Genomic DNA, 15,179 nt, shown 5'->3' on the forward strand with positions numbered 1-15,179 from the left:
GCCTTATACTAAAAGGCGGTTTAGGCCATACTGACTAACGCCACGAAGGAGTTCAAACACATGGATTTCATCTCTCGTCATCTCGGCCCCAATGAAGCCGAGCGTGCGACGATGCTCAAGGCCGTGGGCTATGACAGCGTTGAGGCGCTTGTCGATGCCGCCCTCCCCACCACCATCCGCGCCGTTGAGTCTCTCAATCTTCCGGAGGCGCTGAGTGAGGACGATGCCCAGGCCAAGCTGCGCGAGTACGCCTCGCAGAACGTCGTGCTGAAGTCTTTCTACGGCCAGGGCTACTCCGATACCCTCACCCCCGCGGTCATCCGCCGCGGTTTGCTGGAGGATGCCGGTTGGTACACCGCCTACACGCCCTACCAGCCGGAGATTTCGCAAGGCCGCCTGGAAGCCCTGCTCAACTTCCAGACCATGATCGAGTCCCTGACCGGTCTGCCCATTGCGAATGCCTCCCTGCTTGATGAGGCCTCCGCCACCGCCGAAGCCGTGGGCCTCATGGCTCGCGCGGTGAAGAAGGGCCGTCGCGTTCTGCTCGATTCCCGCCTTCACCCGCAGGTTCTCGCCGTGGCTGCGGAGCGCGCCCGCGCCATTGAACTCGAGGTGGAAATCGCCGATGTCCGCGATGGCATCGTTGGTGAGGACCTTGTCGGCGCCATCCTGGCATACACCGGTACCGAGGGTGACATTGTTGATCCGCGTGCGGTGATTGAGGAACTGCACACCCGCGGTGCGCTTGCCGCCGTAGTGACTGATCCGCTCTCTTTGCTCCTCCTTGAAGCCCCCGGCGCGATGGGCGCGGACGTCGTCCTCGGCTCCTCGCAGCGCTTCGGTGTTCCGCTTTTCTTTGGCGGCCCGCATGCAGCCTTCATGGCTGTGACGGAGAAGCTCAAGCGCCAGATGCCGGGACGCATCGTCGGCGTGTCCAAGGATGCTGCTGGCCGCCCGGCCTACCGCCTCGCACTGCAGACCCGTGAGCAGCACATCCGTCGCGAACGCGCGACTTCTAATATTTGTACTGCCCAGGCACTGCTAGCCAACGTGGCTTCCATGTACGCGGTCTACCACGGCCCGAAGGGGCTGAAGGACATCGCGCAGCGCGTCCATGACCGTGCCTCGGCCTTCGCCCAGGCCGTGAGCGGCGCCGGCAAGGAGCTGGTTTCCCGCGAGTTCTTCGACACCGTCACTGTGACCGGTGTGGATGCCGCGGCCATCAAGTCGCAGCTGCAAGAGCGGGGCTACCTGGTGCGCGCAATTGGCGCGGACAAGGTTGCGGTCTCCTTTGGTGAATCCGCCACCAACGAGGACGTGGCCGCACTGGCCCAGGCCTTCGGCGCGCAGGCCTCCGATATCCCTGAGGAAGCAGCCACGGGTTCCTCCTCCTTCGGCATCCCGAACTCGGTGCAGCGCTCTGAGGAACCGCTGCAGCACGAGATCTTCAACTCCATTCACTCCGAAACCCAGATGCTGCGTTACCTGCGCACCCTGGCCGATAAGGATCTGGCGCTTGATCGCACCATGATCCCGCTGGGGTCGTGCACGATGAAGCTCAACCCCACCTCCGCCATGGAGCCCATTTCCTGGCCGGAGTTCGCGGGTATCCACCCCTTCGCCCCAGAAGAGACCACCGCCGGCTGGCGCGCGCTCATTGAAGAGCTTGAGGCTTGGCTGTCAGAAATCACGGGCTACGCCCAGGTCTCCATTCAGCCCAACGCGGGCTCCCAGGGCGAGCTCGCCGGTTTGCTGGCCATCCGCCGCTACCACGTGGCCAATGGTGACCACGGCCGCGATGTCATTCTCATCCCAGCTTCTGCCCACGGCACGAATGCGGCTTCGGCTACGCTGGCCAACCTGCGCGTCGTGGTGGTCAAAACCGCTGATGATGGTTCCATCGACGTCGCTGACCTCGACGCCAAGATTGAGCAGCACGGCGAACACGTTGCCGGCATCATGATTACCTACCCCTCTACCCACGGTGTCTTCGATCCCGAGGTCCGCGAGGTCTGCGACAAGGTTCACGCGGCCGGCGGCCAGGTCTACATTGATGGCGCAAACATGAACGCACTGGCCGGTTGGGCCCGTCCGGGTGCTTTCGGTGGCGATGTCTCTCACCTCAACCTGCACAAGACCTTCACCATCCCGCACGGCGGTGGCGGCCCGGGTGTGGGCCCGGTGGGCGTCGCCAAGCACTTGGTGCCCTTCTTGCCTACCGACGCCAACGATCCACAGCTCGATCCCTCCCAGCCGGCGCAGGATGGCGGGGGCGTGCCGTCCACGGCCACGCGCTACGGTTCCGCCGGTGTGCTGCCGATTTCCTGGTCTTACCTGGCCATGATTGGCGCGCAGGGGCTGACGGATGCCACAAGCCACGCCATCCTTGGCGCGAACTACCTGGCACGGAACCTCAAGGATTCTTTCCCGGTGCTGTACACCGGAAACGCGGGCCTGGTGGCCCACGAATGCATCTTTGACCTGCGCGAGCTTACCGACGCCTCCGGTGTCACCGCCGCCGACGTGGCCAAGCGCCTCGTGGACTATGGCTTCCACGCCCCAACCCTGTCCTTCCCGGTGGCCGGCACACTTATGGTGGAGCCCACCGAGTCCGAGGACCTGGGCGAGCTCGACCGATTCATTGAGGCCATGCGCTCCATTCGCGCTGAGATTCAAGAAATCATCGACGGCTCGGTGACCTACGAGGACTCCGTCATCCACCACGCGCCCTTTACCGCAGAGGCTGTCGCCGCTGATGACTGGGGCTTTAACTTCAGCCGTCAGCAGGCCGCCTATCCGGTGGCATCGCTGCGCCGCGGCAAGTACTTCCCGCCAGTGCGCCGCATCGATGAGGCGTACGGCGACCGCAACCTCATGTGCAGCTGCCCGCCGCCTGAGGCCTTTGACTACTCCGATGAGAACACCCAGGAGGATTAATTCATGACTGACCAACTGCACTCCCCCCTGCACGCCGAGCACGAGAAGCTTGGCGCCACCTTCACGGCCTTCGGACCGTGGGACATGCCGCTGAAGTACGACAACGAGCTGGACGAGCACCGCGCCGTCCGTAACGCCGCCGGACTCTTCGACCTCTCCCACATGGGTGAAATCTGGGTCAACGGCCCGGATGCCGCCGAATTCCTGTCCTACTGCTTCATCTCAAACCTCACGACCCTCAAGGTGGGCAAGGCGAAATACTCCATGATCTGCGCCGACGACGGCGGCATCATGGATGACCTCATCTCCTACCGCCTAGAGGAGACCAAGTTCCTCGTCGTCCCGAACGCCGGCAATGCCGACGCAGTGTGGGAGGCCCTGAACGAACGCGCCGAGGGCTTCGATGTGGACCTCAAGAACGAGTCCCGCGACGTGGCCATGATTGCTGTCCAAGGTCCGAAGGCGCTAGAGATTCTCGTCCCGCTGGTGGAGGACACCAAGCAGCAGGCCGTCATGGACCTGCCCTACTACGCCGCGATGACCGGCAAGGTTGCGCGCAAGTACGCCTTCATTTGCCGCACCGGCTACACCGGCGAGGACGGATTCGAGCTCATCGTCTATAACTCCGATGCCCCGGAACTGTGGGAAGAGCTGCTCAAGGCCGGTGAGGAATACGGCATCAAGCCCTGCGGCTTGGCAGCGCGCGACTCCCTGCGCCTAGAGGCCGGTATGCCGCTCTACGGCAACGAACTGACCCGTGACATCACCCCGGTAGAGGCTGGCATGGCCCGCGCCTTTGCCAAGAAGGAGCAGGACTTCGTCGGTGCTGAGGTACTGCGCCAGCGTGCGGAGGAAGGCCCGAAGGCTGTCATCACCGGCCTCATCTCCTCCCAGCGCCGTGCTGCTCGTGCTGGCTCCGAGGTCTTCGTGGGCGAGAAGAAGGTCGGCACCGTCACCTCTGGCCAGCCCTCCCCCACCTTGGGGCACCCAGTAGCGCTCGCTCTTCTCGATACCGCAGCTGGTCTCGAGCCGGGAACAGCCGTCGAGGTGGATATTCGCGGCAAGCGCTACCCCTTCGAGGTTTCCGCGCTGCCGTTCTACAAGCGTGAGAAGTAAACTCCCTAGTGAATTCATCTACTGAAAGGACCCCCTTCCAATGGCTACCCTTCCTTCTGATTTCTCCTACTCCGAGGACCACGAGTGGATCAATGCCACCGCTGACTCCGTGGCCGGCGCCACCGTTCGCGTCGGCATCACCTCCGTCGCCGCTGACCGTCTGGGCGAGGTTGTCTTTGCTGAGCTGCCGGCCGTGGGTGACACCGTCGAGCACGGCGAGACCTGTGGTGAGGTCGAGTCCACCAAGTCCGTCTCTGACCTCTACTCCCCAGTCACCGGCACCGTTACCGCCGTCAACGAGGACGTTCACGATGACTACGCCGTCATCAACAACGATCCCTTCGGCGAGGGCTGGCTCTTCGAGGTTAAGGTCACCGAGGCCGGCGAGCTCATGACCGCTGAGGAGTACGCCTCCGCCAACGGAGTCGCTTAAGTACCCCGTATCGCCGGGGACTATCATGGTTTGCCATGACTGCTCCCCGTGAACCATTCTTTCCCGCTGATCGCTCCATCCGCGCTTCCGCTGAGACACTGGAGATCCGCCACCTGGGCCGCATGGGCTACCAGGAAACATGGAATCTGCAGGCCGAGCTCGCGGCGGCGCGGGCGGCGGGCACGCAGGGTGATGTCATTCTCGTGGTGGAGCACCCCAATGTCTATACCGCCGGCAAGCGCACGCAGCCGGAGGATATGCCCGATAACGGCCTGCCGGTCATCGACGTTGACCGTGGCGGCCGCATCACCTGGCACGGTGAGGGCCAGCTTGTGGTCTACCCCATCATCAAGCTGGCGGAGCCCGTGGACGTCGTGGACTATGTCCGCCGCCTCGAAGAAGCCATCATTCAGGCCGTCCGCGAGTTGGGTGTGACTACCGCCGGGCGCATCGACGGCCGCTCCGGCGTGTGGGTTCCTTCCACCACCCAGGCCGCCGACCCTGCCGCCCCTACCCGTGACCGTAAGCTCGGCGCCTTGGGCATCCGCATCACTCGTGGCGTGACGATGCATGGTTTGGCGCTCAACTGCACCAATACCTTGGAGTACTACGAGCACATCGTGGCCTGCGGTATCGACGACGCCGACGTCTCCACGCTCTCGTTGGAACTTGGCCGCCAGGTCACGATGGATGAGGCAGAGGCCCCGCTTCTCGACGCCCTTCAGAAGGCTCTTTCCGGCGAACTCACCGTGGCCGACCACACCTTCGCCTCCGCCCCCGATCCCATCAAGGTGGCCAATGAAAAGGCACGTCAAGCCCGCCGCAAACAGCGCGGCGCAACCCCGGTGGAATAAAGCCCCGAGCGGCTTTGATTGTATTAGGAAGAGCACACACCGACGCGTAAAGTGAGTTTTTGTGACTGTAAAGCCTGAAGGACGCAAGATGCTCCGCATTGAAAAGAAGAATGCGGAGTCGCCCATCGAACAGAAGCCGCGCTGGATTCGCAACCAGGTCCGCACGGGACCGGGCTACGAGGATATGAAATCCCGCGTTGCCGGGGCTTCCCTGCACACGGTGTGTCAGGAAGCCGGCTGCCCCAACATCCACGAGTGCTGGGAATCGCGTGAGGCCACCTTCCTCATCGGCGGTGACAAGTGCACCCGCCGCTGCGACTTCTGCGACATCGCCACCGGTAAGCCGGAAGAGCTGGATCGTGACGAGCCTCGCCGCGTGGCCGAAAACATCCAGGAGATGGATCTTAACTACACCACCATCACGGGCGTGACCCGCGATGACCTGCCCGACGAAGGTGCTTGGCTGTATGCCGAGGTGGTGCGAAAGATCCACGAGCTTAACCCGCACACCGGCGTGGAGAACCTCACCCCGGACTTCTCCGGCAAGCCGGATCTGCTCCAAGAGGTCTTCGAAGCCCGTCCCGAGGTCTTTGCCCACAACCTGGAAACCGTTCCGCGTATTTTCAAGCGCATCCGCCCGGCTTTCCGCTACGAGCGCTCCCTCGACGTCATCCGCCAAGCCCACGAGTTCGGGCTCATCACCAAGTCCAACCTCATCCTCGGTATGGGTGAGACCGCGGAGGAGATCGAGGAGGCGCTGCGTGACTTGCGCGAGGTAGGCTGCGACATCATCACGATTACGCAATACCTGCGCCCTGGTCCTCGCTTCCACCCGATTGAGCGCTGGGTGCGCCCGGAGGAGTTTGTGGAGCACTCCAAGCTGGCGAAGGAGCTCGGCTTCGGCGGCGTCATGTCTGGCCCGCTGGTCCGCTCCTCTTACCGCGCCGGCCGCCTCTACGTCCAGGCCATGGAGGCCCGCGGGCTCGAACTGCCGGAGAACCTCAAGCACCTAGCGGAGACCTCCCAGGGCGCTACCGCCCAGGAGGCGTCCACCTTGATTGAGAAGTACGGCCCATCTGAGGAGACCCCGGTAACCACGCGCATGGTCAAGACCCCGGCGGGTGCCGACTCTACTGCGTCGACGATCCGCTAGGCGTTTCCCTTTTTAATCCTCTGACCTTTAAAGTAGGAGCCATGGCTAACGACGACAAGGCATCGCTAAAGGAAGCGAAGAAGCAGGAGCGCGCGGCAAAGCGCGCTAAGCGCAAGCAGACCCGGTCACAGATGTGGCAAGCGTTCAACATGCAGCGCAAGCAGGACAAGGCGCTCATCCCCATCATGCTCGCTGCCTTCCTAGGCATGGGCTTGCTCTTCTTCCTCATTGGCTGGCTCTTCAACGGCCAGTGGTTCATGCTCATTCTGGGTTTGGGCATCGGCGCCATCCTCGCGATGTTCCTGTTCACCCGCCGCCTTGAGCGCGACATGTACAAGCAGGTCGAAGACCAACCTGGTGCCGCCGGGTGGGCGCTTGAGCAGCAGCTGCGCAACACCGTGGGCGTGGTCTGGAAGGTCAAGACCGGCGTGGCCGCAACCCGCCAGCAGGATCTCATCCACCGCGTCATCGGCAACTCCGGCGTCATCTTCGTTGTCGAGGGCGACCGCAAGCGCGTTGGCCCCACACTTAACCGCCTGAAGAAGCGCGTCGACCGCCTCGCCGGTGGCGTGCCGGTGTACGAGGTCTTCGTCGGCAACGGTGACGATGAGGTTCCCGTATCGAAGCTGCGCAGCCACATCATGAAGCTCCCACGCAACTTCAACAAGAACGAGACCTACGACAACATCCGCCGCATTGAGGCCATGGATGATCTCCCCGGTACTACCCCGGGTCTGCCTAAAGGCCCCATGCCGCGCCAGGCACAGAACATGTCCGGCATGAACCGCCGTATGCGTCGTATGCAGGAGCGCAAGGGCGGCAAATAAGCCACTTGCTCCAAGCACAACAAGGGTCCCTTCCGAGATTTCGGAAGGGACCCTTTTCATTGGCTTCAAAGAGTCCTAAGCCTTGTTCCCCCATTGGCCACGGCACTACCTTCTACATATGGCATCTACCGAAAGGCGTCTTTAGCCCTGAAAACGCCATCTGCATCGCCTAAACGCCCTTTTAACCTCAAAAACGCCTTTCAACAGGTGCCCTTTGCCTAAATTGAGGCGCGTGCTCATATCCAACTTCATGAACCCCAAAGGGAAGACCAATTTCACCTTGATGACTTGGGATTTTAGAACAATTTTGTACTTGACTGCTGAAAACTGCTTGATTTCACAGCGGGGTAGTTATTATCGGATGGTCGAACTGGCCCAGGAGCCGATGGAAATAGACCAGTTGAATATCGCAAGCCAACAGCTGCTTTTCCCTCTCCATGTCCGAGAACTGTGAGTTTAATCTTCTGGTAGTGAAAACCCAAGATTTTCTAGATACAATATTTGTGTGCCACATGGGCATATCGTGGCCATCAGTGCACCCCGGGTTGCACCCGCCCGCCGTGTGTACAGCATAGAGTGTGTTGCCGACGTAAATTGGCACCGCGAGTCCTACAACAGTTCATTCACTCGTTGCAGAGGATTTGTCGACTCCGCGTATACGGTCATGCACAGCTATCAACGAGTTAAAAATATGAATAGGTAGCGGCAGAATGTTAAAAATAAAACTTAAGAATTGGCAGCGACCCGTTTTGCTCGTCTCGGTTCTTTTGGGGCTAGCGTTGTCTGGGTGTGGATTTTTCGACGGTCTCGATCAGATGGCTGAGGCTAGCCCATCCGGAAACATCGCTGTTTCTCTAGATCAAACTGGCGGTGTCACTGTTCATATGATTGCTTGTGATATTCAGGTTGAATCAGTAGAGCTTCTCATTCAATCAACCATTCCCGGTGATCCGCCCCTCAGTGAACGGATCAACCTCGAGCACCCACAAGGTGGGTACGTTGAGCTTCGATTACCGGCTTCTACAACCAATAATCCTCCAGTACTGAACTCGCTTATCGCGGACCCGCAGTTAGAGTTTTGGGTCAATCCAATCACGTACAAGGGAGGCGAAGATGAGCACCGATTTGTGCCTGAACTCAGTGGAATCACGATTGCAGAAGTCGAGAATCATCCCCGTGGCTCGCTTTTAGTCCAGAATTACGTCGCCGGGACCCATGATCCGATTACGTTGGACGAAGTAACACTAGATGCGTTCAAGGATGGACCTGCAAATAGTCGCCCTCCGGGTTGTACTGTGGAATAGAAACTCCAAACCTTTCGAAGGGGTGAGCGACTAATTAGAAGTCTCTTTTGCCAAACGCCTCATTGGCTGGGCCATGCTGATAATCGAGAATCAAGCCTGGACTTTGTTAGCGTGGCCATCGCTATTCTGGCCTTGGGCGCGTGGGCAATGTGATCTTTGCTGCAGAGAGTAAGAATCGCCCGCGAGGAAGAAGAGAAGCCGACATTCCTGAGTTCAACGCGATTTTGCATCGTTCACTCACTGGGCGTTAGACGCAGACATAAGAAACTACCAGCAAAGAACTGAGTGCCCTTAGCTAACGAGACCATTTGAGCGATAGGACTCTTGAGTTTGTTCGGGCGGTAGGCACTCTTAATGACGATAGGAAGAATCCTCTTTTCTCACCAGGTGCCGTCTAGGCTTACGTTTTCGGTCCTCTCCCAGTCCTGGATGCCATCCACATTGTGTGCTCACGACTAATAGCTTCTTCGGTATCCGCAGCTTCAAACGTACAATCGGCTTCTGGGATTGACCTCAACTTTTCTGCTCGGGGCCCGAACCCCGGAAAGTGGACACGGGGATTTAATCACGATGCGATAGTAAGTGTAGCTAACCCGGCGTCTTCGAAGGCGTTCGGGCCCTCGATCACCGAATTTATCCCTATAATGAAAGCTGAATGCTTGTCCCGATACACAGAACAACATCCCTAAACTGGGCGCATACAGTAGTCCAAGCGCACTACCGTCACTGAGGAAACGTCTACCCGCACGCCCGAAGAACCCTTCACTCTAGGTACACACAACGGCTTCTACTATGCGTCACCCTGCCCATCTGGTCACATTAACTCGAAGGAGTGGGGATCTGAAGAGCCCTGCACAGTTTTACTCGCGGCCCCGCCCAAATAGCTGTACAGTGTCGTCCTCCCCACCCCAAGACGTCGCGCGACCTCCGCCTTCGGCACGCCAGCGTTGACCCACGCGCGTGCCTGAGCCACTTGCTCACCGGTAAGCGCACGGGCGCGACCCTTGTACACGCCACGCTCTTTTGCCCGGGCAATCCCCTCTGCCTGGCGCTCTCGAATGATGGAGCGTTCAAACTCCGCCACTGAACCCAACAGCCCTAGCATCAGCTTGGCGATCGGGGTGGAGTCTTTTGAGTAGGTCTGTCCCTCCTTGAGGAACTTCACCGACACTCCTTCGCTGACTAGCTCGTCAACAATGGCGTACAGATCCGTCAGTGAACGCGCGCACCGATCCATCGACGTGACGACAAGCTGATCTCCTGCACGGACATATCGCATTGCTTCATCAAGTCCAGGGCGCTCACGCGATCCACCACTGGCCTTATCCGTGTAATAGGTGAAGACCTTCTCTGCCTTGAGTTGTTCAATCTGACGATCAAGGTTCTGATCTTTCGAACTCACCCGGGCATAGCCCACCTTTTGTCCTGAGATCGCGCCCAACTGTTCAGTGATCTCCAGAGGCAGTGACGGTTCTGTTCCGTTAGTCATGGAACTAACCCTAGCGAACAGGAAGTTTTGTCATTCACAAATTGTTCGCTTGGGGTGTACCTGTGCACGGCACGGCGCCTATAATGAAGTCTTTGGAGTGAGTTACCCACAGGTGATTGCGCCAGTCTTGTGGATATGTCCTGTTCGCGCGGTTGCGGTGCCGAAGTCACGTTGTGAAAATCGGCGCGTGGGTTAGGGTCATTAGTACCCAAACGACAGGAGAACACCCCGCATGTATCAACTCTTCGTTGACGAGTCCTACCAGAAAGGCCACTATTACGTGGCGGGCGTCCTCGTTGACGAAAAGCAAAGTGAGGTCTTGGCGACGCGGCTCGATGAGCTTGCCGACGGTCTGCGAGAACGCAACAATTGGCTTGCCCCGCCCGAGTTTCATGGCTATGCCCTGATGAATGGGTTGGACGACTGGAAAAGTCTCAATGGCAACTTTGGCGCGTGTGTGGCCATCTACCAGAAGGTGCTGCACGCAATACAGAACTCGGGTGCCCGGGTCTACCTTGAAGGCGTTGATGTTAACCGGCTCAATGCGCGTTACAAGTACCCGGATAGTCCCCACGAAGTAGCGCTCCGTCACACGCTTGAGCGTGTCAATGAGTATTGTGCACTTAACGGGACGATGTGCAAGGTCATTGCCGACATGGTGCCGCAGCAAGACGATTTCAACGAGGCGATCCAAGGGTTTACCCGCGTTAGCACCCCGGGTTATCGTAGCCAAAAACTACTTTGCGTTGACGGCGACATTGAGTTTGTTGACTCTAGGGAGAGTAGGGGTGTGCAGGCGGCAGACATGTCTGCCTATGTGCTGCGCCGCCACCGAGAAGAAAAGTCCGCTAGTAAGTCGTCCCGTAAGGCGACCAAGCGACTCGTAAAGGCGCTCGGCCCCGCCCTCGTGCATGAGCGGAAGTGGCTCCCTTAGCCCAGAAAAAGCTCTGGAGCCTACGCGGCTCCAGGCGACAACGTTCCGGTATCCGGCTCGTCGTGACTCTAATGTAACCTCTTTTGGCGCTTTTGGTCAAGATTTTGCACGTTCCAACTTGCGCTACCCCCGCGCACACCACCGCCCCGGCACTCAAGGTGTGAGCGCCGGGGCGATGGTCTATCCCAAGGGTGCTGTTGCAAAGTTCGGCCTGGCCTGACAACCGTGGATCGAAGACATTCCTGGTCCGGCCACCCATCGTGGCCTTCAACAGCTTCTTCCTTGGGCGGAATCTGTTGGCTGGAAGATTTTAGCGCTGCCTGGTGGCATGACGTACATTGCGCGATAATCCCCCTCGACCTGCATGGAGAGCCCCCTGCGCCACAGCATCAGCTACCGTCATCGCGAGTGGATCGATGCCCATGGCATGCCGTGGTGGCTATAGCATGCCCTAGTCAGTGTCCGAGGACCAGGGTGCTGGCCGCGGCTTCGATGACATCGCCGGTGATGGTCTCCAACTCGTTGATCTTCAACACCCGATTGATCTGCGGGAACAATCGTCCCCCACGCCGCGGAGACCGGCTGACCCTCCATACACATGTTTCCGACCACCTCGTCGACGATGCACTCGCGCAGCCGTGAGACCCGCTCGGCCTCAGTGAGGCGGCGCCAGGTGGCAATACGCGCCAGCACCCGCGCAGGCACCGTGTCCGTCTCCTCGGTCAGGTAGCGCTTCTGGATGAGCACGGTAAAGGCGTCCCCGCCGGGGTACGAGCTGTTCCAGAACCCCTCGGTCGGGGGTGCGCGGGACCCTACTTGCTCAGTTTTTTGGGAAGGCTTCGTCCCACGTGGGTCGGCGACTACGTGTAGCGACCGGCCCAAGTTTCGAAGTCCTTCGACTGCCGGTAGTTGTTGCAATGAACAGTAGATACCACATAGATGGTGCCTTCCACGTTCATAGTACAAGGCGGCCGCCGACCTCGTAGTGCGTCGCCCACCATGCCATCTCAAAGGGGCCCACCATGCCGCTCGCCACACATCAAGAATGCTTGTCGTTCGACCGCGGAATATCCCGCGACATCGTCCACCGCGCCTCCATCGCCGAGGTCTTCCTCACCGACACCGAAGCAGCGGAAGACGGTGTTGTTTTCGCCGCACAGCTGCCCCGCAACCACTCCTACTTCAGTGACCACCGCGGCGCGTGCACGACCTACGACCCCCTCCTGATCGTCGAGGTCTTCCGCCAGGTAGCCATCGACTACGCGCATATCTACCAGGGTGTCGACCGCTCCCAGAAGTTCGTCTTCAACTCCGCTGACTTCACCGTCGTGTCCAACGAGGCACTCACCATCGGTAGCTGCCCCGGTCACTGCACGATCACCGCACGCGTCGTTGATGAAAAGCTCCATGATTCACAGGTCACAGGCCTGACCCTCGATATGGCCGCCTACATCGACGGGGTCGTCGCCGCCACGGAAACTATGGTCTACCAGTGGCTACCCAGCGATGTGTGGGACCGGATCCGCAGCCGATCCCGGTCCGCACTGAACCTGCCGGATACGCCCTCACGGCCCCAGCACCGTGCCGCGACCCGCATGCTCGCGAGCGCTGTCGGCCGCCACACCCCTCGCAATGCAATTCTGGCGAATCCAGCGCACCACGGCGACAGTATCTCGGCACTGACCCTCATCGACGTCGACTACCCCTCCCTGTTCGACCATGAGCTCGACCACGTACCGGGAATGCTGCAATTCGAGGCGGCCCGCCAGATCTCCATGGCTGCCGCCAACGTGATCCTCGGTCTGGATACGTCCCGGCTAGTGATGGATGGCCTCACCATCAGCTTCGACAGCTTCGGGGAACTGGAGATCGACACTGTGGCACATGCGACGGCGGTAGCCGACCCGGACAATGACGGCACAGTGATCGCCACGCTCACGCTCACCCAGGGCGAGATCGTGATCGCCTCCGGGCGGGTTCATCTGGCCATGATCCCTGCGAGTGTCAGGACGTTGATCCAGTGAGCGGCGCAGCGAAGTTCGTGTGGTTCGACTTCGGCGGTGTCCTCTCACCGCCCCTGTCCGAGTTGTTCGACAGCTACGCCACCCGGACCGGAATCCCCAGCGATGTCCTTCAACAAGCCATGAAGTCCATCGGCACCGAGTACGCACTACCCACGCTTGCGCCCATCGAGTTGGCCCTGCTCGACGAGCGGACATGGGTGGCCAAGCAGCACGACTACATCAACAGGGAACACCCCGATGTCGATACGACTCTGGCCGAGCCGGAGTTCGGACGTCAGTGGTTCTCGGGCCACAGCCCTAACTCCGACATGAGGCAGTTTGCCGTTGACCTGGTGGAGGAGGGCACCCGTATCGGCATCCTGAGCAACAATGTCGTCGAATGGGAGCCCTACTGGCGGGCGATGGTCGACCTCGACGAGGTGGCGACCGTCATCATCGACTCCTGCAGGGTTGGCGTCCGGAAGCCTGATCCAGAGATCTTCGCCATCGCTGCTGATGCGGCTAGCGTCGCCGCGGAGGACTGTGTTCTGATCGACGATCTTCCTGAGAACTGTGCCGCGGCCTGCAGGGCCGGATGGACCGCAGTCCAGTACATCACCGCCGAGCAGGCCATCGCCGACGTGCGCCGCGTACTTACGGAGTCGTCTCCGCAAAGTAGCCGTCAGGGGTGATGTAAGCGCTTCGCCACGGCGGAGTGGGGCGGATGGTTCCGGTAACCACCAGCCGTTCCGGATCGTGGGTCCCCACGCGGGGAGCGTCATCGTCGACACGCAGCTCGACAGCGCGGCCGGGGATCAGCAGCCGGGCAAGGCTGAGTTCCTCTCCCGTCCGCTGCTCGGTGATCGCCAGATCCGTAGCGAATCCCGGCTGGAACTGCCCGGAGATCATGTCTGCGAAAGCGTCATGGATCCCAGGCACGGTCAGCAGCATGTGAATGGAGTCGCGAAGGGCCGTCCCCTGCTGCGGGTGCATCATCCGCGACTGGAGAACTGTGTTGGATATGACGACAGCCGCTGCGTGCGACCGCATCCGGGACCACTCGGAGAGGCAGCTTTCCGGCTGCACACCTTTGATGACTGCGGCCAGCCGCCAGCCCAGGGTGAACGCGTCCTGCATACCGGTGTTCAGGCCTTGTCCTCCCAGAGGGTAGTGAATATGCGCAGCGTCACCGACGACCAGGAGTCTCCCGTCGCGCATCGACAGGCGGTACCGTGCGAAGTCGCTGAACCGGGTGAGGTGGGTGATCCCTGACAGGTTCGCCGGCCCTCCGAGAATGCGCTCCACCAGGTCCACATACTCAGTCGCTTCGGGCACAGACCTGTCCCGGGACGGGCCGTCAAAGTCCATGCCGATGACACGTCCCTGCCGCCCGAAGCCGGGGTTGTGCATTGTCCATCCGGTGTCCGTCTGATTCCATCCGGGAGGAACCGAACCATCGTCACTGTAGGCGAGCGCCGAGATGGCGTTCATCGTCGCGGGAGTCTCGACCGCCGGGAAGTTCCCCGTCCTGGCGACAAGACTGCGCCCTCCATCTGCCCCGATGCAGTACCGTGCCCGGACCCTTCCGGAGTGAAGTGCCGGGCGTCCGTCCGCGTCGGTGAACTGGACCAGGACTCCGTCGTGGCCGTCGTCGACGGTGACCGACCGCACGACTGTCCCCCGGCGGATGTCTGCCCCCTGTGACAGTGCCCGCTGCTCAAACGTCGCTTCCAACTGGGCCTGCGGTATCCCCGCCAACGGTGACGGCTCCTGAGCGGGTGCGCTCAGCGTGAGCCCGGCAGAGCCGGCGAACTGGAACTCCGCACGCCGGACGGTACCGGAGCGCCGTTCAATCTCCTCAGGCGCGACCGATGTGACGTATCCACGCCGGGCCAGGTGCGACAGCGACCTGGCGTGGACTGTGCCTGCTCGCGGTCTGCGGTCGACCTCTGTCCGCGGCTCGAACAGCACCACAGTCAGTCCCTGCAGCGTCAGCTCAGCTGCCATCAGCATGCCGACCGGACCGCCTCCGACGATGGCCACATCCACGATTTCATCCGACTGATCTGGTGTTCCTGCGCTGGCGTTTTCCATGTCCCGTGCTCTCCTCACATTGCGAAGTAACTACG

12 protein-coding genes are annotated in these 15,179 nt (G+C 60.6%); 10 read left to right on the top strand and 2 right to left on the bottom strand.

The annotated features are described in order from the left end of the window. Positions 1 to 60 precede the first annotated feature (60 nt). The 7 genes from gcvP (at position 61) to CSING_RS13625 (ending at position 8,624) form a co-directional block, all read left to right on the top strand. Positions 61 to 2,937, top strand: a complete 2,877-nt coding sequence (gcvP, locus tag CSING_RS09080) for an aminomethyl-transferring glycine dehydrogenase (protein WP_042531624.1) — start codon at positions 61 to 63, stop codon at positions 2,935 to 2,937. Between the two features lie 3 nt (positions 2,938 to 2,940). Beyond that, positions 2,941 to 4,053 (top strand): glycine cleavage system aminomethyltransferase GcvT, encoded by a 1,113-nt coding sequence (gene gcvT, locus CSING_RS09085; RefSeq protein WP_042531626.1) that lies wholly within the window; start codon positions 2,941 to 2,943, stop codon positions 4,051 to 4,053. Between the two features lie 40 nt (positions 4,054 to 4,093). Continuing rightward, a complete protein-coding gene (gene gcvH / locus CSING_RS09090; RefSeq protein WP_042531628.1) occupies positions 4,094 to 4,486 on the top strand; it encodes a glycine cleavage system protein GcvH in 393 nt (130 codons plus the stop codon). A 35-nt stretch (positions 4,487 to 4,521) separates the two neighbouring features. Continuing rightward, positions 4,522 to 5,340 (top strand): lipoyl(octanoyl) transferase LipB, encoded by an 819-nt coding sequence (gene lipB, locus CSING_RS09095; RefSeq protein ID WP_042531630.1) that lies wholly within the window; start codon positions 4,522 to 4,524, stop codon positions 5,338 to 5,340. A gap of 88 nt (positions 5,341 to 5,428) precedes the next feature. Then, positions 5,429 to 6,493 carry a lipoyl synthase gene (lipA, locus tag CSING_RS09100; protein WP_042531632.1) on the top strand — a complete coding sequence of 355 codons (1,065 nt, stop codon included), beginning with the start codon at positions 5,429 to 5,431 and terminating at the stop codon, positions 6,491 to 6,493. Positions 6,494 to 6,534: 41 nt separating this feature from the next. Then, entirely contained in the window at positions 6,535 to 7,320 is a 786-nt protein-coding gene (locus CSING_RS09105) for a DUF4191 domain-containing protein (RefSeq protein WP_042531635.1), read from the top strand. A 710-nt stretch (positions 7,321 to 8,030) separates the two neighbouring features. Beyond that, entirely contained in the window at positions 8,031 to 8,624 is a 594-nt protein-coding gene (locus CSING_RS13625) for a hypothetical protein (protein ID WP_144403132.1), read from the top strand. Positions 8,625 to 9,438: 814 nt separating this feature from the next. On the opposite strand, the gene CSING_RS09115 is transcribed toward CSING_RS13625, so the two are convergent. After that, positions 9,439 to 10,113 carry a recombinase family protein gene (locus tag CSING_RS09115; RefSeq protein WP_042531640.1) on the bottom strand — a complete coding sequence of 225 codons (675 nt, stop codon included), beginning with the start codon at positions 10,111 to 10,113 and terminating at the stop codon, positions 9,439 to 9,441. Between the two features lie 232 nt (positions 10,114 to 10,345). Between CSING_RS09115 and CSING_RS09120 the strand changes: the two genes are divergently transcribed. The 3 genes from CSING_RS09120 (at position 10,346) to CSING_RS09130 (ending at position 13,742) form a co-directional block, all read left to right on the top strand. Then, complete coding sequence (locus tag CSING_RS09120; RefSeq protein ID WP_084226195.1) at positions 10,346 to 11,047, top strand: DUF3800 domain-containing protein; 702 nt, start codon at positions 10,346 to 10,348, stop codon at positions 11,045 to 11,047. A gap of 1,022 nt (positions 11,048 to 12,069) precedes the next feature. Beyond that, entirely contained in the window at positions 12,070 to 13,071 is a 1,002-nt protein-coding gene (locus tag CSING_RS09125) for an AfsA-related hotdog domain-containing protein (RefSeq protein WP_042531642.1), read from the top strand. Further along, positions 13,068 to 13,742: an HAD-IA family hydrolase gene (locus tag CSING_RS09130; protein ID WP_042531644.1), complete on the top strand. Its 675-nt coding sequence runs from the start codon at positions 13,068 to 13,070 to the stop codon at positions 13,740 to 13,742. The genes CSING_RS09125 and CSING_RS09130 overlap by 4 nt, the downstream gene beginning before the upstream one ends. On the opposite strand, the gene CSING_RS09135 is transcribed toward CSING_RS09130, so the two are convergent. After that, entirely contained in the window at positions 13,705 to 15,144 is a 1,440-nt protein-coding gene (locus CSING_RS09135) for an FAD-dependent monooxygenase (RefSeq protein ID WP_052471407.1), read from the bottom strand. The two genes, CSING_RS09130 and CSING_RS09135, sit on opposite strands and share 38 nt — an antisense overlap. Between the last annotated feature and the right edge of the window lie 35 nt (positions 15,145 to 15,179).

This window comes from Corynebacterium singulare, assembly GCF_000833575.1.
GTDB lineage: Bacteria > Actinomycetota > Actinomycetes > Mycobacteriales > Mycobacteriaceae > Corynebacterium > Corynebacterium singulare.

Bases quoted from the DNA above. Each gene is read 5' to 3' on its own strand.
- CSING_RS09125 (WP_042531642.1), top strand. From the start codon at position 12,070: ATGCCGCTCGCCACACATCAAGAATGCTTGTCGTTCGACCGCGGAATA.
- lipA (WP_042531632.1), top strand. From the start codon at position 5,429: ATGCTCCGCATTGAAAAGAAGAATGCGGAGTCGCCCATCGAACAGAAG.
- CSING_RS09135 (WP_052471407.1), bottom strand. From the start codon at position 15,144: ATGGAAAACGCCAGCGCAGGAACACCAGATCAGTCGGATGAAATCGTG.
- CSING_RS09115 (WP_042531640.1), bottom strand. From the start codon at position 10,113: ATGACTAACGGAACAGAACCGTCACTGCCTCTGGAGATCACTGAACAG.
- CSING_RS13625 (WP_144403132.1), top strand. From the start codon at position 8,031: ATGTTAAAAATAAAACTTAAGAATTGGCAGCGACCCGTTTTGCTCGTC.
- lipB (WP_042531630.1), top strand. From the start codon at position 4,522: ATGACTGCTCCCCGTGAACCATTCTTTCCCGCTGATCGCTCCATCCGC.
- gcvH (WP_042531628.1), top strand. From the start codon at position 4,094: ATGGCTACCCTTCCTTCTGATTTCTCCTACTCCGAGGACCACGAGTGG.
- CSING_RS09120 (WP_084226195.1), top strand. From the start codon at position 10,346: ATGTATCAACTCTTCGTTGACGAGTCCTACCAGAAAGGCCACTATTAC.
- gcvP (WP_042531624.1), top strand. From the start codon at position 61: ATGGATTTCATCTCTCGTCATCTCGGCCCCAATGAAGCCGAGCGTGCG.
- CSING_RS09105 (WP_042531635.1), top strand. From the start codon at position 6,535: ATGGCTAACGACGACAAGGCATCGCTAAAGGAAGCGAAGAAGCAGGAG.
- gcvT (WP_042531626.1), top strand. From the start codon at position 2,941: ATGACTGACCAACTGCACTCCCCCCTGCACGCCGAGCACGAGAAGCTT.